The organism is Shewanella sp. NIFS-20-20 (assembly GCF_019209865.1).
Classification (GTDB): Bacteria; Pseudomonadota; Gammaproteobacteria; order Enterobacterales; family Shewanellaceae; genus Shewanella.
In genome coordinates this window covers 1-20119 of the sequence record NZ_JAHUTT010000056.1, presented here as the reverse complement: position 1 = coordinate 20119, position 20119 = coordinate 1, and the positions used below count along the sequence as shown (strand labels likewise).

Below are 20119 nucleotides of genomic sequence, written 5' to 3'. Positions count from 1 at the left end.
CTCGGCGCCTAATGCAAGCATTGGATTTAGGGGCAAGGTACGGGGTAGCGTCGGCTCAACTCTTGTAAGCCTTGATTGACTTCAGGGGTTAGGCTCAGTGCGAGACTCTCGATATTTTCACTTAGCTGCGCCAGACTAGTGGCACCAATGACATTACTACCGACAAAGGATTGTTGGTTGACGAAGGCGAGTGCCATTTGCGCTGGGCTGAGTTGAAACTCTCTGGCTAAATCTACGTAAGCCTGAGTCGCCTCGATGGCTTGAGGGTGATTTGAATAGCGATTAAAGCGCTTAAATAACGTCATGCGCGCGCCTTCTGGCCATTGGTCGTGGCAATATTTACCGCTTAAGGCCCCAAACGCTAATGGAGAGTAAGCCAATAAAGGTAAGGATTCTCGATGGCTAATTTCACTCATGCCAATTTCAAAGCTACGGTTGAGTAAGTTATAGGGATTTTGTACCGAGACGATGCGCGGTAGACCATGTTTTTCAGCCAATTGTAGGTACTTCATGATGCCCCAAGGGGTTTCATTGGAGACGCCAATGTAGCGAATCTTACCTAAGCGGATCATTTCCGCCAGCGCCTCTAAGGTTTCAATGATGGGGGTGAAGTGTTCTTCGTCTTGGGCTTGGTAGTTGAGTTGACCAAAAAAATTGCTGTTGCGATCGGGCCAGTGGAGTTGATACAGGTCAATACAGTCGATGCCTAAGCGAGTTAATGAACTATCGACCGCTTGTTGAATATTGCTCCAGTCCAGTGCCATGTGCGGGCGAATATAGTCACTCTTGCCGCCAGGCGCTGCAATCTTGGTCGCGATGATCAGTTGATCGCGATTGCCTCGTGCCTTTAAGTAGCGACCTATGATGCGTTCGGTTTCGCCTTGAGTGGATTGGGTGGGTGGCACCGGATACATTTCGGCAGTATCCACAAAATTGATGCCTTTGCCCATGGCATAGTCAATTTGAGAAAAGGCTTCTGCGGCAGTATTTTGTTCGCCCCAGGTCATGGTACCTAAACAAATTTTACTGATATCGAGAGATGAATGGGGTAGGCGATAATATTCCATTAGCACACCTTAAATGATAATAACTCAGTGGCTTCAGGCTATCAGGACAATGAATTAATGCAAGTGTTCTGAATGGCACTAAAGGTGTTTTAGCATAGGGAGTTCACAGGCATCGTGGCCCGTATTTCCCTTCGCATTATCAAGGGGGTCAAAGCCGAGTGAATGGTAGAGAGCAATCGCTTCGGTTAATTTTGCTGTGGTTTCTAAATAGCATTGTAAATAGCCGTTGCTTTTAGCGAACGCTAAGGCATGCAAGGCGAGACGTCGGGCAAAGCCACGGCCACGCAAGGTCGGTAAGAAATACATTTTTTGCAGTTCGCAGATTTTATCATTTTCTCGGGTGCCGCAAAGGGGAGCGATTCCGCCACCGCCTAACACCTCGCCGTCACAAACGATCACCCAGTACTGGCTGCCATTGGCCTGGTAAACACCGGATAAACAGTCCAAGTTCGGGTCGGCGACCCCAAAGCCTTGATCGCTGCTTAAGCCATATTCAGCAGAGACTTGGCGAATAATCGCGGCAATGGCAGTATCATCCTCTTTTCGAATGGGTCTTAGCTCATAGCCTTGCTGTAACTGGCTTTGTCGAATGGCTTTTTGCAGGCGCATCAAGTGTTGACCTTGTTGGTGAATTTCATCGGGGGTCAATTGCGCCTCGACTAACCCCAAACGGGCATCCATGGCAGCTTGATAGGCCAAATAGTGCGCCTGTCCTTGGCGAGTGAGCGCGGCTAAACGCGCGCGACCATCTCTGGCTGACGCTTGAATGGTCACCAAGTCTTGTTGCGCTAATTGCTTAAGTTGCCGACTCGCACTGGATTTATCCACGGCTAATTGTTGGGCCAAGGCATTGGTGCCTAAGGGTTGCTGATGCAGTAATGCCAAATATTGATATTGGATCCAACTAATGGTCTGTCCGCGGGTTTGAGTCAAACTGGTTAATGTCTGCTGCAGTTGTAAGCATAAGCTGAGAAAGCTATCTGATTGACTTGGCATAAGGGGATTAATATCTCTGCGGATGAAGTATGGGGGCCATGGCTAATACGATGGCTTGGGTATAATTGCCTTGCCTATCGGCGACACCGTTAGTGAGTAGGCCGATAGCACCGCCGGCTTGTTTTATATTAACCGTATTAAATAGTGCGTCCATCACATGCCCTAACTCTTGACCCTGTTGGAGCGCCGCATACACCTGCAGAGGTAATGGCAGACTGGCACTGCGATTGACGCTGATCTGATCACCATGGCCAATCACAATATAGGCAAAAGTGGCGGGGCCATCGTCAAACATATCGACCCCACCTTCCATGGCGATATAAAAGTCTGCTTGCTGATGTTGTTGGCAATATCGGACCCGATTTAATGCCCCAAGGCGGGTTTCTGCGGCCGTCATCGGCTGATCGCTGACGCCAGAGGGCGCCTTCATACCTTGGCAATCAATTTGATAGTGCGGATAGATAAGGCTCAATGCCGCTTTGGCCGCAGCCACCTTGATAGGATTGGTTGATCCCACCAGGATCTTACACTGTGTTGCTGACATCAAATGGTCGCTCTTGATTGATTTAGTTAGACGTTTGTTTGTAGCTTTGTTTAAATAATGTTTCAACTCGGTGTGGCGCAATCAATATTGTGCCACATTCTTGGTTGAGGTACATCTCTGATAACCCATAGATTTAGTTGGTTTAATCGAGGTGAGAGCCACGGTTGGCAAAACTAAACAAGGATAATAATAATGATATTCAATAGACTCGTGCTCGCGATGGGGCTTAGCTCCACGTTACTTATTGCTGGTTGTAATAGCGACAATGATAACAAGGACGATACCACCCCGCCTCAAAGTACAGTGCCCATTTTTGCTCCTGATGGCCAATTAAGTGCCAGCATTAAGCGCACCACCTACGGGGTACCACATATTCAAGCCGATAACTTAGAAAGCTTGGCCTATGGCAGTGCCTATGTGCAGGCCCAAGATAACTTGTGTATTTTGGCAGACGGTTTTATTAAGGCCAACTCGGAGCGGTCGCAATATTTTGGCCCGCATGCTTCGTTGGACTTCACCACCGGCATGCCAACCAGTGAAGATAACGGCAATTTGATCTCTGACTTTGGCTATAAGGCGCTTAAAGTTCGCCAATTAGCAGAAACCAATTGGCCGAAGATGACCGACAAGTCCAAGGCCTTAATCATGGGGTTTGTCAGCGGATATAACCAGTATCTGGCTGACGTTGCCGCAGGCAAAGACAGCCAGCCGGAACCCTTTTGCGCCAATCAGCCTTGGGTTAAACCCATTGATGAAGTAGATTTTCTAACGTATATCTTCTCGATTACCGCACTGCCTGGTGCGGCTAATTTTCTAGAGCTGATCTTTCTCGCCAACCCAGGGGACGGCGATGAATATCTACCGACCATCATAGGGCCTGCGCCGGCCAATGCGACAATGGCACAGGCACGTCAACAATTTGTTGAGGACTTAAGTAGCAAGTTTATTGCCCGTCGCAATAACTTGACATTACCCGAGAAAAATCCGGGTGAGTTAGGCTCTAATGGCTGGGGACTGGGCAAAGACATGACCGAAAATGGTCGTGGTATGGTGCTTGGCAACCCCCATTTCCCCCACACGGGCAATTTACGTTTTTGGCAGTCACACACCACCATTCCAGGTCACCTCGATATCATAGGAGGATCGCTGGTGGGCATGCCCGGTCTGATTAACATTGGATTTAATGAACATCTCGCCTGGACCCACACTTTCTCAACTGCCGAACACTTCGTGGTGTATAACTTAACGCTTAAATCCGGCGATCGCATGAGTTATCTGTTTGATGGCGAGGTCATGCCAATCACCAAGGAGACGGTCAGTATCCAGGTCAATGCCGGCGCGGCGGGGATGCTAGTCGCCCAAAAAGATATTTATTTCACCGCTAAAGGCCCAATGTTAGAAGCCCCTGCCGATAAGGCGCCTTTTGGTTGGGATGATAGCCAAGCCTTTATGGTTCAAGATGTTAATTCTGGCAATATGGATCCTCTCGATCAGTGGTTAGCCATGAATATGGCCACTAATTTGGATGAGTTTACGCAAACCTTTAAAGACTATGATGGCTTAATTTTCAATAACACCATGTATGCCGATAAAGAAGGTAATGCCTTTTATATCGATGACTCGGCCGTCCCCGGTTTGTCTGAGGCCGCGGTGGTATTGTTAAAAACCTCACCAGAAATCAAGGCAGCGAAAGCCCAAGCTAAGTTCACGATTTTACCGGGTGACAGCTCGTTATTTGCGTTCGATGGGCCAACAGATTTTCAATATTCGCCTAAATTGTTGCGCAGCGATTTTGTTCAGAACTCCAATGATTCCTTCTGGATGACTAACCCTGCCGAGCCGTTGATTTATTTCTCACCCATGTATGGCGAGCTTAATCAGCCATTGTCATTGCGTACTCGGATGGCGCTCAGCTTGATTGAAAATGGTGGCGGTGATGATGGTAAGTTCAATCTTGATGAGCTGGAACAAGCCATGCTCGGTAACCATGCTTACTTGATGGACTTAGTTCGGGATGATTTAATCGTACAATGTACGGCCCAAGGAACTGAACCGGTCAGCTTCACGCCAACTCAACAAGTGGATATTAGCGCAGCGTGTCACGCCCTAAGCCAATGGAATGGTCGCCAAGATGTCGATAGTATTGGTGGCGCATTGGTGCGTGAATTTGCCCATGTATTTGATCAAACGCAATATTTGAGTACTCCATTTGATGTCACTAACCCGGTTGCTACGCCGAACACCTTAGTCAGTGACGGCAGTGCCTTGGTGGCGTTGGCTCACGCCACGTTAAACTTGCAAGCGGCAGGGATTGATGTGGCCGCGCCACTTGGACAAGTACAATTTGTGGAGCGCTCATTACCGAATGGTTTGCCAAGTGGTCAGCGTTTACCTTGGCCTGGCAGTCACAGTGTCGAAGGCGGCTTTAATGTGTTCTCAACCCGATTAAGCGGGGATGATACCTTGATCCCGCAACACACGTATCCCAGTGTGGACGATGTGGTGAGTAATGAACCATTGGCGTCTGGCCTGACTGCGGAGGGCTATCCTATTCGTTATGGTTCTAGCTGGGTGTTTATGGTGAGTTTTACCGATGAAGGCCCACAAGGGCGCGGTATTTTGACCTACTCGCAAACCAGCAATATATTACGCCCTGAGTTTGCCGATCAAACGGTGCGTTATAGTCGCGGTCAAGGTTTGCGGCCGTTACTGTTTAAAGCCGAAGACATTGACGCTAATCTCGTCTCGACGTTGGAGCTGACTACTCAGTCAGCGCGATAAAGGCTAATATGCTGAGTAAAGCCACAGTATAAGCTGTGGCTTTTTATTTTTAAGCTACTGTATTTAAAATCTTTTATTTGTTCGTCACCCACGAGTGCAATTAAAAGGTAATCGTTAGGTTAAAAATTAACACCTGAGATAGTGATGAAGATCGCATCAATCGCCCCCTCGTTTGCGGCGCGTCGCAATTCTTGTGAAAATGCGATCTAGCGCAAACACGCGCCAGTGCTCAAAAAATGCCTTGAATCACCGAAGCATAAATTAGGTAACGGTAATGTTGATTTGCGGGTGTTTTTGGGTGAAAGTCGTGAAACACAATTGAAATAAAATAACGTGAAATTGGCGATCTAGATCGCAATATAAGCTTAATCTGAAATTTGATGACTTAAATTAGCGTTAGATCATGTTTTTTGCAGCATAAAAAGCTATCCTTTGCACAAATAAATAAGTATTAGCTGTTACAGCGCAAAGGTAATTATATGCAAAAAGATGCAACCGGTGCTCAAGCACCAACCGAGACCAAAGGCGTTAAATTGCCTTGGACCCGTCAAGATACCACGTGGATGCTGAGTCTGTTCGGTACTGCTGTGGGTGCTGGTATTCTGTTCTTACCTATCAATGCAGGTATGGGCGGTTTCTGGCCATTAGTGGTGATGGCTTTGTTGATTGGTCCTATGACTTATCTGGCTCACCGCGGCTTATCACGTTTCGTGTGTTCTTCAAAAATTGAAGGCAGCGACATTACTCAAGTCGTTGAAGAGCACTTCGGTAAAGGCGCAGGTAAGGCCATTACCTTACTGTACTTCTTCGCGATTTATCCGATTGTATTGATTTACGGTGTGGGTATCACCAACGTAGTCGATAGCTTCATTGTTAATCAATTAGGCATGGATTCTGTGCCACGTTGGTTGCTGTCTGGCCTATTAGTGCTGGGTATGATGTCTGTGATGGTTGCCGGTGAAAAACTGATGTTGAAAGTGACTCAGTTCCTGGTATATCCATTAGTGGCCATTCTGGCATTTATGTCACTGTACTTAATCCCTAACTGGAATACTTCTGCGTTAGAGCAAGTCCCTGCCGCAGCTGACTTTTTAGGCACTATCTGGTTAACCATTCCAGTATTAATCTTTGCCTTTAACCACTCACCTGCCATTTCACAGTTTGCAGTATCGCAAAAGCGTGAATATGGGGTGAATGCCTCTCGTAAGGCTGACGTGATTTTACGTAACACTTCGCTGATGTTGGTTGGCTTCGTGATGTTGTTCGTATTCTCATGTGTATTGTCTCTGACTCCAGCGCAATTGGCTGAAGCTAAAGCACAAAACTTACCTATCCTGTCATACTTGGCCAACGCTCATGACAGTGCATTTGTAACTTACTTTGCGCCGCTGATTGCCTTTATCGCCATCGTATCATCTTTCTTCGGTCACTATTTAGGTGCCAGCGAAGGTATGCGTGGTCTGATCGTTAAGCAGTACGAAAGTGCTGGTAAAGAAGTGAATGAAGCCGGTATTAACAAGTTTATTCTTGGCTTCATGTTCATCACTATCTGGGGCGTTGCCATCATTAACCCAAGCATCTTGGGCATGATTGAAGCTCTAGGTGGTCCAATCATCGCGGCTATCTTGTACCTGATGCCAATGTACGCCGTGTACAAGGTACCAGCTCTGAAGCAATACCGTGGTCGAGTAAGCAATATTTTCGTGATTATTGCTGGTCTGTTGTCTATGACCGCTATCCTGTTTGGTTTGCTTGGCTAAGCCAAAGTAAAACATCCCAGTGTTTTCCCAAGGATCGGGCCTTATGGCCCGATTTCCTCGTTTTTTGAGGTTGTAAAGTTATGTTTAGCGCATTTGATATTTTTAAAATTGGTGTGGGTCCTTCTAGCTCACATACAGTCGGCCCAATGAAAGCGGCTAAAGAATTTATTGATGATTTACGTTCGAAAGGAAGCTTACGTGACATTACCAAAATCACTGTGGATGTGTATGGTTCACTATCGTTAACCGGTAAAGGTCACCATACTGATATCGCTATCATTATGGGCCTGGCGGGTAATAGCCCTGAAAACGTTGATATTGAAGCCATTCCAGAATTCATTCAACGGGTAGAGCAAACCGGTCGTTTACCTGTGGGTTTACATTGCCACACCGTTGATTTCCCATGTAATGCTATGGTGTTTCACACTGAGGCATTAGCACTGCATGAAAATGGCATGAAAATTCATGCTTGGATTGGTGACAGCTTGGAATACAGCAAAACTTACTACTCGATTGGTGGTGGTTTTGTGGTTGATGAAGAAAACTTTGGTAAAACAGCGGTGACTGACATTCAAGTCGCTTACCCTTTTGCTAATGCCGAAGAATTACTGGCTATCTGTAAAGAAACCGGTATGAGCATCAGCGCCATTATGATGGCCAATGAAATGTCGTTCCGTACCGAGGAAGAGGTTTACTCTGGCTTTGGTCGGGTATGGAACGTGATGCGTGAAGGCATTGAGCGCGGTTGTCATACCGAAGGCATTTTGGCCGGTCCGTTACGTGTGCCTCGTCGCGCCCCAGCCTTGTACCGTCAATTAGTTACCGGTGAGCGTCTGTCAGCCGATCCGATGGTGATTGTTGACTGGGTCAACATGTTTGCTTTGGCTGTCAGTGAAGAAAATGCTGCCGGTGGCCGCGTGGTCACTGCACCGACTAACGGTGCTGCTGGGATTATTCCTGCGGTTATTGCTTACTATGACAAGTTCATCCAAAGCGTTGGCCAAAAAGAATACACCAAGTTCTATTTAGCCGCAGCGGCTATGGGGTCACTGTATAAGCGCAATGCTTCAATCTCTGGCGCAGAAGTGGGCTGTCAAGGTGAAGTGGGTGTGGCATGTTCTATGGCTGCAGCTGGCTTAGCCGAATTGATGGGTGCCAGCCCAGTGCAAGTGTGTATTGCCGCTGAAATTGGGATGGAGCACAATTTAGGCTTAACTTGCGATCCTGTGGCAGGTCAAGTTCAGGTTCCTTGCATCGAGCGTAATGCGATTGCGTCTATGAAAGCCATTAATTCGACCCGTATGGCCATGCGTCGTAATTCCGATCCAACCGTTAGTTTGGATAAAGTGATCGCGACCATGTATGAAACTGGCAAAGATATGTTGCCTAAGTATCGTGAAACGAGCCAAGGTGGCTTAGCCATTAATGTGATTAACCTTTAATCCGTTAATCGAGTGCCGAGCTGATTAAGACCGCGAATATTTCGCGGTCTTTTTTTATAATTTAACATCAGTAAGTTGCGCTTGATTTGTTGGGTTTATCAATCGCGGCATTAGACTAAAGTCGTAAGCTTGCTAAACTTGATCATGCCGGTCACTGTTAAGGAATGATGATGAGTCTAGTATTGCATCCCAAGAGTCAATCTTCGCGGTCCAAGCCGCATCAAGTGTCATCATCTGCGACCCAGTGGCTTCATTTTGTATTAACTTTAGTGACGTTTGGCGTCTGGGGGCTCATATGGTGGGCGCTCATTCTTAAAGCAGAAGGGCGTCGCTTTCATCTTTTTTCCGCGTTTGATGAGGCCTATTGGCAGCATTTAATCCTGCGCGAGCAGCCGCCAGCGGCGCTTCACCCTCAGCGGTTTGATGTTCATCCCCCTAAATCCGAGTTTAGGGCCTAATTCCCTAAGTGATTGTGATTGAGATCGTCGAGGCATTTTTGCTAGCTGTGGTAACATTTAGCGCCCGCATAATGGGTCTTTCATCGAAGCTAATTTCCCGCACTACAAGGTTTGCCTGCAATGACAAAATCTGTGATTTCTCCTGTTCGACCCACGCCATGGTCCCATTGGTGTGCTCTACCGCTGTGGAGCCAAATACTCATTGGCATGATCCTAGGTATCTTAACTGGGGTGGTCCTCGGTGAAGATGCCACCGTATTAAAGCCCATTGGTACTTTATTCGTAAATACCATTAAGATGTTGATTGTTCCCTTGGTGTTTTGCTCCTTAATTGTTGGCGTTACGTCGATGCAGGATACTGCGCGCATGGGACGAATTGGCTTTAAGTCTTTTGGCTTTTACTTGGGAACCACATCAATAGCCATCAGTATTGGCTTGATGGTGGGCGCTATTCTTGAGCCTGGTGCAGGCTTAGGCCTTGAAGCCGGAAGCCAGAGTGACGTGATTAAGGCGGCGCCATCGGTGATGGAAACCTTAATTAATATTGTTCCCACCAATCCCATCGCGGCGTTGGCTAGTGGTCAAATTTTGCAAGTGATTGTGTTTGCCGTGGCCCTCGGGATAGCCTTAGTCTTGATTGGCGAACAGGGTAAACCCGCCATTGCTTTATTTATGAGCTTAGCTGAAGCCATGTATAAGCTGACTGATATGGTGATGAAATTAGCGCCATATGGGGTGTTTGGCTTAATGGCATGGGTGGCAGGCGAGTACGGTATCGCCATGCTGTTGCCATTAATGAAAGTCATCGTCGCAGTCTATTTAGGCTGTCTGCTACATATTTTAGGGTTTTACTCGTTAGTGCTAAAGCTGTTGGCTGGACTCAGTCCTCTGCAGTTTTTCAAAGGCATTAGTAATGCCATGGCAGTGGCCTTTACCACCTCAAGCTCGGCTGGCTCGCTACCTGCGAGTATGAAATGCGCCAGTGAATACTTAGGGGTTAATAAAAAGATCTCTAGTTTTGTATTGCCGCTCGGCACCACCATTAATATGGATGGCACCGCGTTATATCAAGGGGTGACCGCCTTATTTGTGGCACAAGCCTTTGGTATTGATTTAACGTGGGTGGATTATTTGACGATTATCTTGACTGCCACGCTAGCATCTATCGGGACGGCCGGTGTGCCAGGGGCGGGATTAGTCATGTTGACGCTGGTGCTGACCACCGTCGGTTTGCCGCTGGAAGGGGTGGCCTTGATTGCCGGCATTGATCGAGTGTTAGATATGGCACGAACCGTGGTGAATGTTTCGGGTGATCTCGTGGCCACCACTGTGATTGCTAAATCGGAGAATGAGCTCGATGAAGCGCATTATAATGCCGATATGATTGCCAGCGCGCGCATGGCTGATGAGGCTGAGCAAGCTCGTTAATAACGCCCAATAAAAAAACCGCCAATAGGCGGTTTTTTATTGGGCACAACTTATTGTTTGGTCAAGATCAGTAACACTTGACCTTCGCTATCAAGCAGGCTCAATTTACCATTGGCGTATTGCGTAGTAGCGACTTCAGGCAGGGCTTGATTAACCAGCTGCTCTTGCGCCATTAAGGCATCCACACAGGCTTTCATCGTGGTCCCTGCTGGGGTTAAGCTTAACTGGTTGTTGGCGTATTGATACTTACCAAAAAACTGGTTGCAACTGTTGTTGCCACTCAGGGTACCATCGTCACGAAAGGTGAGCTCGGCAGGGCTATAATCAACCGTGGCTTGTCCCATAATGGTGTCGATTTTCCACTGACCAATCAAACTGAAATCATCATTTTGTGGTGTTGACTGGCAACCACCTAAAGCTAACGCCAGCGTGGCGGCAGCGAATACAGGTTTAAACATGAATACATCCCCAAAAAAGAGTGCTAAGCCCTTAGTGTATCTAAGAATAGCTTGTTAGCAAAAAAGAAAGCATTAATTGTCGATGAATTACGCTTGGTTTTGTACCGAATTATCCATATTTTGCTGCTGTTGTTGCGATAACAATCCTTGGCGTGTGACGTGGATCATGGGCGCGAGTTTAGTACTGGAGTCTGGGCTAAAAAAGCACGCATTGGCATCTAAGCATAATTGCATGGCTTGCTGCTTGAGCGATTTGTCCACTCGGCGAATAATATGCTGTAAATCACGCTCCGAATCGAGAAAGACGAGGACCACAAACTCGGTCTCACTATAGCGAGCGGCAATATCGGCGCTGCGGATGGTGTCTTGAATAATCCGGCCTAAAAGCTGTTGATCTCGCTCGCCAACGGTTTGCTGATGGGCCTGAACTTGGCAGAGTTCAAAAAAAATCACCCCAGCATGGGAGCCAAACCGGCGCCCGAGTGCTAGCTGACGCGGCGCCATCATTAAAAATCCATACTGATTTAACATGCCGGTTAATCGGTCGCGCATGCTTAACGTACTGATGCGCTGGTTTTGGCACATTAATGCCAAATCTTGTTGCAGCAAGACCTGCACCGGCTCAAGCATTGCGGCAGCAATATTTTCAACCAGTGGATCTCGATCGGCAGCCACAATCAGGCAGCCAAAGTCATTGCTATCAGGCCAGCGGATCGGCCGGGAGAGAATAAAGGCGTGTTGCTCAAATTCTTCCGGTAAACCATCAAGCTCACCAGAGAGTTGCACCTGTAAGCCTTGCCCGGGAGCTTTCATCAATTTGTCGAGTAATGGGTTGGATTGTCTCATTAACAATCCCGACGGCATGGGCCTATCGCCGGCGCTGGTGATGACTTCAAAGCCATTTTGGGTATGCTGTAAGATGATAACTAACTGAGCTTTATAGTAATCTTGCAATAGTTCACATTGTTGATGCCAACGAACCAAGTTTATTGTGTGGTGTTCGTTTTCTAAAATACTTTGACTGGGGTCAAACTCATTGATTGACATCTCGAGCATCCTTGCTGTTCATTATCTTCATTGAGTTTGGTCTATCTGACTGTTTTTGCAAATTTTGCAGAGTCAATAACTTGGCTTGATCGCGACAATTACAGGGTATAATAGCGATTTATTCGAGGTAACTTATGTATCAAATACGCCAGGCGAGTGTGAGTGATCTTGATCTCTTATATCATCTCGAGCGCCGACATGCTCAAGAGGAAAGCCACGGTCATTGGCAAAGTGAGCCGTTATCACGTCAACTTTTGAGTCAGTTGTTAAGTGACCATGTAGTGGTTTTTGCTATTAAAAATCAAACTGTTATTGCTTATGGTGTTGCCGCTGATTGGCAAATGATGACCGCGATGCCCTTGTACAAAAAAGGTCATGCTGTGGCCAAGCGTGAGCTTGGTCATCAGGGATTGTGTCATTGGGGGCCTGTGTGGGTCCAGCCGCAAGATCGTGGTCACGGTCTTTGTTCGGGGCTATTTGAGGCCGCTTTAACCTTGTTACCGAATCACTATCGCTCGCTACAGGCGATTGTTGCTGAGGATAATGAGGCATCGTACCAAGCGCACAGTCGTCACAACATCATGACGGTGGCGAGCTATTTTTCTGATCAAGGCCAAGATTATTACTTGCTGAATCGTCAGCGCTAACCGAGAACTCGCTATGACTTCGACTGATTTTATTGCGGCTGGCCATTGCATTGCTAGCCAACACCTTGCGCAATGTTTGTATTCGTTGCTCTGCCATGAAGACCAAACCGTTGCCGTTTGGCGTCAGTCTATGAGCGGTGTTGATCACCTGCTGATCCAAACCGACCATGGTTGGTATGATTGTGGCGATGAGCGCAGTTTGCATGCTCGATTGGTTCCGTTACCAATCAATAATATCCCGCAATATAGCAGCGTATCTCGAGTGGCGATGGCGGCATTACCCGCGAGCCATCTGCCGATGCTATTAATGCAATATAATCATTTCGATCATCTGTAATTCCCCCCCCCAAAAAAAAAGCGAACCTAAGTTCGCTATTTTTTATGACGGTGACCGATTAGATATTGGCATCGGCACGTAAAGCCTCAGCTTTATCGGTGCGCTCCCATGGGAACTCTTCACGACCAAAGTGACCATAAGCTGCGGTCGCTTGGTAGATAGGACGAGCAAGATCCAACATGGCAGTGAGGCCATATGGACGCAGGTCGAAGTGCTGACGAACTAATTGGATCAGCTTTTCTTCAGCCAATTTACCGGTGCCGAAGGTTTCAACACTGATAGAGGTTGGCTCAGCAACACCAATAGCATAAGACACTTGAATTTCACAACGGTCAGCTAAACCTGCAGCCACGATGTTTTTGGCTACATAACGAGCAGCATAGGCCGCACTGCGGTCAACCTTGGATGGATCTTTACCAGAGAAAGCACCACCACCATGACGAGCCATGCCGCCGTAGGTATCAACAATAATCTTACGTCCAGTTAAACCACAGTCACCCATTGGGCCGCCGATCACAAAGCGACCGGTTGGGTTAATGAAGTACTTGGTATTGGCATTCAACCATTTCTCAGGCAGTACTGGCTTGATGATAGTTTCCATCACGCCTTCAATCAGATCTTTTTGGCTGACGCTGTCGCAGTGTTGCGTTGACAACACGATGGCATCGATACCGACGATCTGGTTGTTGTCATAAGCAAAGGTTACCTGGCTCTTCGCATCTGGGCGTAACCAAGGTAACAGGCCACTTTTGCGCACTTCAGATTGACGCTTAACTAAGGCGTGAGCATAAGTGATTGGGGCTGGCATTAGCACGTCAGTTTCATTGCTGGCATAACCAAACATTAAGCCCTGATCGCCTGCGCCTTGTTCTTTAGGATCCGCTCTATCAACACCTTGATTAATATCAGGTGATTGCTTACCAATCGCATTGAGAACCGCGCAAGAGTCGGCATCAAAACCCATGTCTGAGTTAGTGTAACCAATTTCACGAACTGTTTTACGGGTCAGTTCTTCAATATCAACCCATGCGGTGGTGGTAATTTCGCCACCGACCATGACCATGCCAGTCTTGACATAGGTTTCACACGCTACGCGCGCTTTCGGATCCTGCTCGAGGATTGCATCTAATACCGCATCAGAGATCTGATCGGCGATTTTATCGGGATGACCTTCTGATACCGACTCAGAAGTAAACAGGTGGTTTGCCATATTCACAAAATCTCGTTAAATAAATAAATTCTGTAGAAGCATCTACATCTAGATGGCTATTCTAGTTGAAATTCACGCGCTAATCACCCTCATAGTGCAAAAATTCATGGAGTTTGTGACCCAGTTGAACTTTTGTGCCCAAATCTTGGCCAGAAAATCATGTTGGAAAAAGCGACATTTATATTTGCTTCGGCCTCGTATGTAAGGGAAAATGTGCCACCATCTTTGGTTGTTGCACGCAAGTCTCAATAATAAGCAGGAGAGAGCATGTCTTCCCGTAAAGTACTCGCCAACGCTATCCGTGCGTTAAGTATGGACGCAGTTCAAAAAGCAAATTCAGGTCATCCTGGTGCCCCGATGGGCATGGCAGATATCGCCGAAGTCTTATGGCGTAACCATTTGAATCATAACCCTCAGAATCCAGCTTGGGCTGACCGCGATCGTTTTGTGTTGTCAAATGGTCATGGCTCTATGCTGCATTATTCACTCCTGCACCTGAGTGGGTATGATTTAAGTATCGAAGATTTAAAACAATTCCGTCAATTGCATTCACGTACGCCAGGTCACCCTGAGTATGGATATGCTCCTGGCATTGAAACCACCACAGGTCCATTAGGGCAAGGCATTACCAATGCGGTGGGGATGGCGATTGCTGAGCGAGCATTAGCCGCCCAGTTTAACCGTGACGGTCACGAGATTGTTGATCACCATACTTATACCTTCCTCGGTGACGGCTGTTTAATGGAAGGCATCTCTCATGAAGCCTGCTCATTAGCCGGTACGTTAGGCTTAGGTAAGTTGATCGCCTTCTGGGATGACAACGGTATTTCTATCGATGGCCATGTTGAAGGCTGGTTTAGTGATGATACCCCTAAGCGTTTTGAAGCGTATGGCTGGCATGTGATTGCTGGTGTTGACGGTCATGATAGCGATGCTATTGATGCTGCCATCAATGCCGCCAAAGCCGATCCACGCCCAAGCTTGATCTGCTGTAAAACCATTATTGGTTTCGGCTCACCTAATAAGTCAGGTTCACACGATTGCCACGGCGCGCCCTTGGGGGATGCTGAAATTGCGGCGACTCGTGAATTCTTAGGCTGGAGTCATGCGCCTTTTGTTATTCCTGCTGACGTTTACAGCGCTTGGGATGCTAAAGCTGCAGGCGCTAGCAAAGAAGCGGCTTGGAATGAAAAGATGGCTGCCTATCGTGCTGCTTTCCCTGAATTAGCCGCCGAATATCAGCGCCGTATTACGGGTGAGCTGCCAGCGCAGTTTGCTGAGCAAGCCGATGCCTACATCGCTGAACTGCAAGCTAACCCAGCCAGCATCGCATCGCGTAAAGCCTCGCAAAATGCCCTAGAGCATTATGGTAAGTTACTGCCAGAATTTATGGGCGGCAGTGCTGATTTAGCGCCATCTAACTTAACCATGTGGTCAGGTTCTAAGGCGCTGACCCATGAGGATGCCTCAGGTAATTATATTCATTACGGTGTGCGTGAATTTGGTATGACTGCCATTATCAACGGCATTGCCTTGCATGGCGGTTTTGTTCCTTATGGCGCCACCTTCCTGATGTTTATGGAATACGCCCGTAATGCGATGCGTATGGCAGCCCTGATGAAGGTCCAAAACATTCAGGTCTACACTCATGACTCAATCGGTTTAGGTGAAGATGGTCCTACCCATCAGCCGGTAGAGCAGATTGCCTCATTGCGCTTAACGCCAAACATGAGCACATGGCGTCCTTGTGATCAGGTGGAATCCGCAGTCGCTTGGAAGTTCGCTATCGAACGTAACGATGGCCCAACGTCACTGATTTTTTCACGTCAAAATCTAGCGCAGCAAACTCGTGATGCTGAGCAATTAGCCAATATCGCCAAAGGCGGCTATATCCTTAAAGATAGCGCGGCTACCCCTGAGCTAATTATAATTGCTACCGGTTCAGAAGTAGAACTGGCGATGGCGGCTTACGAGCAATTAACGGCTCAAGGCCGTGCGGTCCGTGTCGTGTCTATGCCTGCCACCGATGTGTTTGACAAGCAAGACAGCGCTTATCGTGAAGCGGTGTTGCCAAGTGCTGTCACGGCGCGAATCGCGATTGAAGCTGGCATTGCTGACTTCTGGTACAAGTACGTCGGCTTAAATGGTCGCATTATCGGCATGACTACCTTTGGTGAGTCAGCGCCTGCTGGCGAATTGTTCAAGATGTTTGGCTTTACCACCGATAACGTGGTGAATGCCGCTAACGAACTGTTGAACTAATCAGCGTCACCCCTAGGCCTCGCTTGCGCGGCACCAGGGAGTGGTGTTAACCGACGACAACCACGATTTAGCTTAGAGAGCTGATCGTGGTTGCTCTATTTTCGTCCGCCATGGAGGAAGTGTCAGTTTATGATCCGAGTTGCGATAAACGGTTATGGTCGTATTGGGCGTTCGTTACTGCGCGCGTTATATGAATCCGATAAACGGCAACAGATCCAAATTGTCGCGATTAATGAGTTAGCCACGCCCGATGCCATGGTGCACCTGACCCGTTATGATACAACCCATGGGCGTTTTCCGCTCGCTCTGGACTTTGATCAAGGCCACATGCGCATTGGTCTCGATAAGATCCTATTACTTCACCAAGCCGATCCCGCACAACTTCCCTGGAAAGCCCTTGATATTGATATCGTATTAGAAGCCTCTGGCGTGCTCAATGATAGGGAAGCCTGTGAAGCGCATTTACGAGCTGGCGCTAAAAAGGTGTTAATCTCAAATCCTTCTTCTGCAGATGTCGATGCCACCATAGTGTATGGCGTTAATCATGACTCGCTCAGTGCCAGTCATAGCATCGTCTCGAACGCCTCCTGTACGACCAACTGTATTGTGCCCGTGATCAAGGTGCTCGATGAGCATTTTGGGGTCAAAAGTGGCGCCATCACTACCATTCATTCGGCGATGAATGACCAACAAGTGATTGATGCCTATCATGATGATTTGCGCCGTACCCGCGCCGCCAGCCAGTCGATTATTCCGGTTGACACTAAATTGGCTCGCGGGATTGAACGTATTTTGCCGCAAATGAAAGATAAGTTTGAAGCGATTTCAGTACGGGTTCCGACCATTAACGTCACTGCCATCGATTTGTCCGTCACCTTGGCGACCCAGGTGAATATTGCGACCATTAACCAGCTGCTTGAACAGTCTGCTCGCGGATTGTTTTCGGGCATTTTGGGGTATACCAATGAACCCTTAGTGTCATGTGATTTTAACCATGACCCTCGCTCGAGTATTGTCGATGGCACCCAGACGCGCGTTAGCGCTGGCCACTTGGTCAAACTCTTACTCTGGTGTGATAACGAATGGGGGTTTGCCAATCGGATGTTAGACACTAGCCTTGCATGGCAGCAAACCAAGAATTAACGAATTGTTTTTATGAGATAAAGGAAATAACCATGGCAATTATTAATATGACAGATTTAGATCTGGCCGGTCAGCGCGTGTTGATCAGACAAGATCTTAATGTGCCAATCAAAGACGGTAAGGTGACCAGTGATGCGCGTATTCGTGCCTCGCTGCCTACGTTAATCTTGGCGTTAGAGCAGGGTGCGGCCGTGATGGTCATGTCGCACTTGGGTCGCCCGGTCGAAGGTGAATTTTCTCCTGAGTTTTCCATGCAACCTGTGGTGGAGTATTTAGCGGATGCACTTGATTATCCGGTGCGGTTAGCCACTGACTATCTCGACGGTGTCACAGCGACTGCCGGTGAGTTAGTGGTGTTTGAAAACGTACGTTTCAATAAGGGCGAGAAGAAAGATGATGAAGTGCTCGCTCGCCAATTAGCCAATTTGTGCGACATTTATGTGATGGATGCATTTGGCACAGCGCATCGTGCGCAAGCGTCTACCCATGGCGTTGGCATATATGCGCCTATCGCTTGTGCTGGCCCATTATTAGCGGGTGAATTAGATGCGCTGGCTCGCGCCATGGAAAACCCTAAGCGTCCATTGGTGGCCATTGTTGGTGGCTCTAAAGTGTCGACTAAACTCACCGTACTAGAAAGCTTATCAAACATAGTTGATCAATTAGTGGTGGGTGGTGGCATTGCCAATACTTTTATCGCCGCTGCCGGTCACAATGTCGGTAAATCCTTATATGAGGCTGATTTGCTGGATGAAGCAAAGCGTTTAGTCGCGAATGCTCAAGCTCGTGGTGGCGATATTCCGGTACCCACAGATGTGGTGGTTGCCAGTGAGTTCAGCCCAACGGCAAGCGCGACCTTAAAGCCAGTTAATGCGGTCAGTGATAGTGATATGATTTTCGATATCGGTCCTGACAGCGCCGAAGCACTGGCGGAGATTATCGCCAATGCCGGCACCATAGTGTGGAATGGCCCTGTGGGGGTATTTGAGTTCGACCAATTCGGTGCTGGCACCGAACGTATTGCCCAAGCGATTGCCGCTTCAAGCGCGTTTTCAATTGCTGGCGGTGGTGATACCTTAGCGGCCGTTGATAAGTATCAAATTGCCGATAAAGTCTCTTATATTTCTACTGGCGGTGGTGCTTTCCTTGAGTTCCTGGAAGGAAAAGAGCTGCCAGCAGTGGCGATGTTGACGAGTCGTGGCAACTAATAATAATCATATTGTCACGCATACGCCGACCTAGTCGGTACCATCATAAATCGAGCCAATCGATAGCGACCTCGGTGAAAATCACCCTATTATTGGAGTAAAAAATGGCCCTTATTTCCTTACGTCAACTGTTGGATCATGCTGCTGAACATAGCTATGGCGTACCAGCATTTAATGTGAACAACTTAGAACAAATGCGCGCCATTATGCAGGCAGCGGAAGCGACAGACAGCCCTGTTATTGTGCAGGCTTCGGCCGGTGCGCGTAAGTATGCTCGCCCACAATTCCTTAAATATCTGATGGCGGCGGCCTTAGAGCAGTATCCTGATATCCCTGTCTGTATTCATCAGGACCATGGTACTCATCCTGACGTGTGTCAGCGTTCAATCCAGCTTGGTATGTCATCGGTGATGATGGATGGTTCATTGATGGCGGACGGTAAGACCCCGGCTAGCTACGAATACAATGTCGATGTCACTCGTCGTACCGTGGCATTTGCACATGCATGTGGTGTCTCAGTTGAAGGTGAAATTGGTTGTTTAGGTAGCCTAGAAACTGGCATGGCCGGTGAAGAGGATGGTGTTGGTGCTGAAGGTATTCTGAGCCATGAGCAGTTGCTGACCACGCCAGATGAAGCTGCAAAATTTGTGGCGGCGACCCATGTGGACGCCTTGGCGATCGCCATTGGTACCAGCCATGGTGCGTATAAATTTAGCCGTAAGCCGACAGGTGATGTGTTACGTATCGACCGCATCAAGGAAATCCATGCGCGCATTCCTAATACCCATTTGGTGATGCACGGATCGTCATCAGTGCCGCAAGAATGGTTGCAAATCATTAACCAGTATGGCGGTCAGATCCCTGAAACCTATGGTGTGCCGCTGGAAGAAATTGTTGAAGGTATTAAGCACGGTGTGCGTAAAGTTAACATTGATACCGATCTGCGTTTAGCTTCCACTGGGGCTGTCCGTAAATTCTTAGCAGAAAACCCTGCTGAATTTGATCCGCGTAAATTCTTGAAAGCATCGATGGAAGCCATGGATTCTATCTGTACTGAGCGCTACGAAGCCTTTGGTTGTGCTGGCATGGCCTCCAAGATCAAGCCATTGTCGCTGCAGGCCATGTACAAGCGTTATCAGACCGGTGAATTGGATCCTCGCATCAACTTCTAATTAGTCTATGATTGCCATAAAAGCCCGCAACTGCGTAATGCCGTTCACTTAGTGTGAACGGCATTTTTCTTAGACTTAATGGGATACTTGTTTTTACTCATTTTTAACGCACGTGGATAGGCCCTATCCCGTTTCCCATCAAGCTTGAACTGTCTCGCA

General features: G+C 47.8%; 16 protein-coding genes. 10 read left to right on the top strand and 6 right to left on the bottom strand.

From position 1 onward, the window contains the following. Positions 1-26 precede the first annotated feature (26 nt). From KU855_RS15210 to yjjX, 3 genes are all read right to left on the bottom strand, one after another. Positions 27-1067: an NADP(H)-dependent aldo-keto reductase gene (locus KU855_RS15210; RefSeq protein ID WP_218531141.1), complete on the bottom strand. Its 1041-nt coding sequence runs from the start codon at positions 1065-1067 to the stop codon at positions 27-29. A 78-nt stretch (positions 1068-1145) separates the two neighbouring features. After that, complete coding sequence (locus KU855_RS15205) at positions 1146-2063, bottom strand: bifunctional helix-turn-helix transcriptional regulator/GNAT family N-acetyltransferase (RefSeq protein WP_218531139.1); 918 nt, start codon at positions 2061-2063, stop codon at positions 1146-1148. Positions 2064-2070: 7 nt separating this feature from the next. Beyond that, positions 2071-2607 (bottom strand): inosine/xanthosine triphosphatase, encoded by a 537-nt coding sequence (gene yjjX, locus KU855_RS15200; RefSeq protein ID WP_218531137.1) that lies wholly within the window; start codon positions 2605-2607, stop codon positions 2071-2073. A gap of 192 nt (positions 2608-2799) precedes the next feature. Between yjjX and KU855_RS15195 the strand changes: the two genes are divergently transcribed. The 4 genes from KU855_RS15195 (at position 2800) to KU855_RS15180 (ending at position 10476) form a co-directional block, all read left to right on the top strand. Next, complete coding sequence (locus KU855_RS15195) at positions 2800-5388, top strand: acylase (protein ID WP_218531135.1); 2589 nt, start codon at positions 2800-2802, stop codon at positions 5386-5388. 479 nt (positions 5389-5867) lie between these two features. After that, entirely contained in the window at positions 5868-7148 is a 1281-nt protein-coding gene (locus KU855_RS15190; protein ID WP_218531133.1) for a serine/threonine transporter, read from the top strand. Positions 7149-7228: 80 nt separating this feature from the next. Next, positions 7229-8590, top strand: coding sequence for an L-serine ammonia-lyase (locus KU855_RS15185; protein ID WP_218531131.1), 1362 nt, complete (start codon positions 7229-7231; stop codon positions 8588-8590). A gap of 578 nt (positions 8591-9168) precedes the next feature. Continuing rightward, positions 9169-10476 (top strand): dicarboxylate/amino acid:cation symporter, encoded by a 1308-nt coding sequence (locus KU855_RS15180; RefSeq protein ID WP_218531128.1) that lies wholly within the window; start codon positions 9169-9171, stop codon positions 10474-10476. 50 nt (positions 10477-10526) lie between these two features. On the opposite strand, the gene KU855_RS15175 is transcribed toward KU855_RS15180, so the two are convergent. Then, a complete protein-coding gene (locus KU855_RS15175) occupies positions 10527-10934 on the bottom strand; it encodes an META domain-containing protein (RefSeq protein ID WP_218531126.1) in 408 nt (135 codons plus the stop codon). An 87-nt stretch (positions 10935-11021) separates the two neighbouring features. After that, complete coding sequence (locus KU855_RS15170; RefSeq protein WP_256261058.1) at positions 11022-11981, bottom strand: diguanylate cyclase; 960 nt, start codon at positions 11979-11981, stop codon at positions 11022-11024. 134 nt (positions 11982-12115) lie between these two features. Between KU855_RS15170 and KU855_RS15165 the strand changes: the two genes are divergently transcribed. Further along, a complete protein-coding gene (locus KU855_RS15165) occupies positions 12116-12628 on the top strand; it encodes a GNAT family N-acetyltransferase (protein WP_218531123.1) in 513 nt (170 codons plus the stop codon). Positions 12629-12641: 13 nt separating this feature from the next. Then, positions 12642-12965 (top strand): hypothetical protein, encoded by a 324-nt coding sequence (locus tag KU855_RS15160; RefSeq protein ID WP_218531122.1) that lies wholly within the window; start codon positions 12642-12644, stop codon positions 12963-12965. Between the two features lie 58 nt (positions 12966-13023). Here the strand turns inward: KU855_RS15160 and metK are convergent, their stop codons facing one another. Continuing rightward, positions 13024-14175 carry a methionine adenosyltransferase gene (gene metK / locus KU855_RS15155; protein WP_218531154.1) on the bottom strand — a complete coding sequence of 384 codons (1152 nt, stop codon included), beginning with the start codon at positions 14173-14175 and terminating at the stop codon, positions 13024-13026. 267 nt (positions 14176-14442) lie between these two features. On the opposite strand from metK, the gene tkt reads away from it, so the two are divergent. The 4 genes from tkt to fba all read left to right on the top strand — a co-directional run bounded on the left by tkt (position 14443) and on the right by fba (position 19960). Continuing rightward, complete coding sequence (tkt, locus tag KU855_RS15150; protein WP_218531120.1) at positions 14443-16437, top strand: transketolase; 1995 nt, start codon at positions 14443-14445, stop codon at positions 16435-16437. Positions 16438-16566: 129 nt separating this feature from the next. Continuing rightward, the gene (epd, locus tag KU855_RS15145) at positions 16567-17580 is read left to right on the top strand and encodes an erythrose-4-phosphate dehydrogenase (RefSeq protein WP_218531117.1); all 1014 of its coding nucleotides are present in this window, start codon (positions 16567-16569) and stop codon (positions 17578-17580) included. A gap of 32 nt (positions 17581-17612) precedes the next feature. Then, a complete protein-coding gene (locus KU855_RS15140; RefSeq protein ID WP_218531114.1) occupies positions 17613-18788 on the top strand; it encodes a phosphoglycerate kinase in 1176 nt (391 codons plus the stop codon). Between the two features lie 104 nt (positions 18789-18892). After that, positions 18893-19960: a class II fructose-bisphosphate aldolase gene (gene fba / locus KU855_RS15135; RefSeq protein ID WP_218531112.1), complete on the top strand. Its 1068-nt coding sequence runs from the start codon at positions 18893-18895 to the stop codon at positions 19958-19960. The last annotated feature ends 159 nt before the right edge of the window (positions 19961-20119 follow it).

Excerpts from the sequence above, each read along its gene's own strand:
- KU855_RS15210 (WP_218531141.1), bottom strand. The coding sequence starts at position 1,067 with ATGGAATATTATCGCCTACCCCATTCATCTCTCGATATCAGTAAAATT.
- KU855_RS15205 (WP_218531139.1), bottom strand. The coding sequence starts at position 2,063 with ATGCCAAGTCAATCAGATAGCTTTCTCAGCTTATGCTTACAACTGCAG.
- yjjX (WP_218531137.1), bottom strand. The coding sequence starts at position 2,607 with ATGTCAGCAACACAGTGTAAGATCCTGGTGGGATCAACCAATCCTATC.
- KU855_RS15195 (WP_218531135.1), top strand. The coding sequence starts at position 2,800 with ATGATATTCAATAGACTCGTGCTCGCGATGGGGCTTAGCTCCACGTTA.
- KU855_RS15190 (WP_218531133.1), top strand. The coding sequence starts at position 5,868 with ATGCAAAAAGATGCAACCGGTGCTCAAGCACCAACCGAGACCAAAGGC.
- KU855_RS15185 (WP_218531131.1), top strand. The coding sequence starts at position 7,229 with ATGTTTAGCGCATTTGATATTTTTAAAATTGGTGTGGGTCCTTCTAGC.
- KU855_RS15180 (WP_218531128.1), top strand. The coding sequence starts at position 9,169 with ATGACAAAATCTGTGATTTCTCCTGTTCGACCCACGCCATGGTCCCAT.
- KU855_RS15175 (WP_218531126.1), bottom strand. The coding sequence starts at position 10,934 with ATGTTTAAACCTGTATTCGCTGCCGCCACGCTGGCGTTAGCTTTAGGT.
- KU855_RS15170 (WP_256261058.1), bottom strand. The coding sequence starts at position 11,981 with ATGTCAATCAATGAGTTTGACCCCAGTCAAAGTATTTTAGAAAACGAA.
- KU855_RS15165 (WP_218531123.1), top strand. The coding sequence starts at position 12,116 with ATGTATCAAATACGCCAGGCGAGTGTGAGTGATCTTGATCTCTTATAT.
- KU855_RS15160 (WP_218531122.1), top strand. The coding sequence starts at position 12,642 with ATGACTTCGACTGATTTTATTGCGGCTGGCCATTGCATTGCTAGCCAA.
- metK (WP_218531154.1), bottom strand. The coding sequence starts at position 14,175 with ATGGCAAACCACCTGTTTACTTCTGAGTCGGTATCAGAAGGTCATCCC.
- tkt (WP_218531120.1), top strand. The coding sequence starts at position 14,443 with ATGTCTTCCCGTAAAGTACTCGCCAACGCTATCCGTGCGTTAAGTATG.
- epd (WP_218531117.1), top strand. The coding sequence starts at position 16,567 with ATGATCCGAGTTGCGATAAACGGTTATGGTCGTATTGGGCGTTCGTTA.
- KU855_RS15140 (WP_218531114.1), top strand. The coding sequence starts at position 17,613 with ATGGCAATTATTAATATGACAGATTTAGATCTGGCCGGTCAGCGCGTG.
- fba (WP_218531112.1), top strand. The coding sequence starts at position 18,893 with ATGGCCCTTATTTCCTTACGTCAACTGTTGGATCATGCTGCTGAACAT.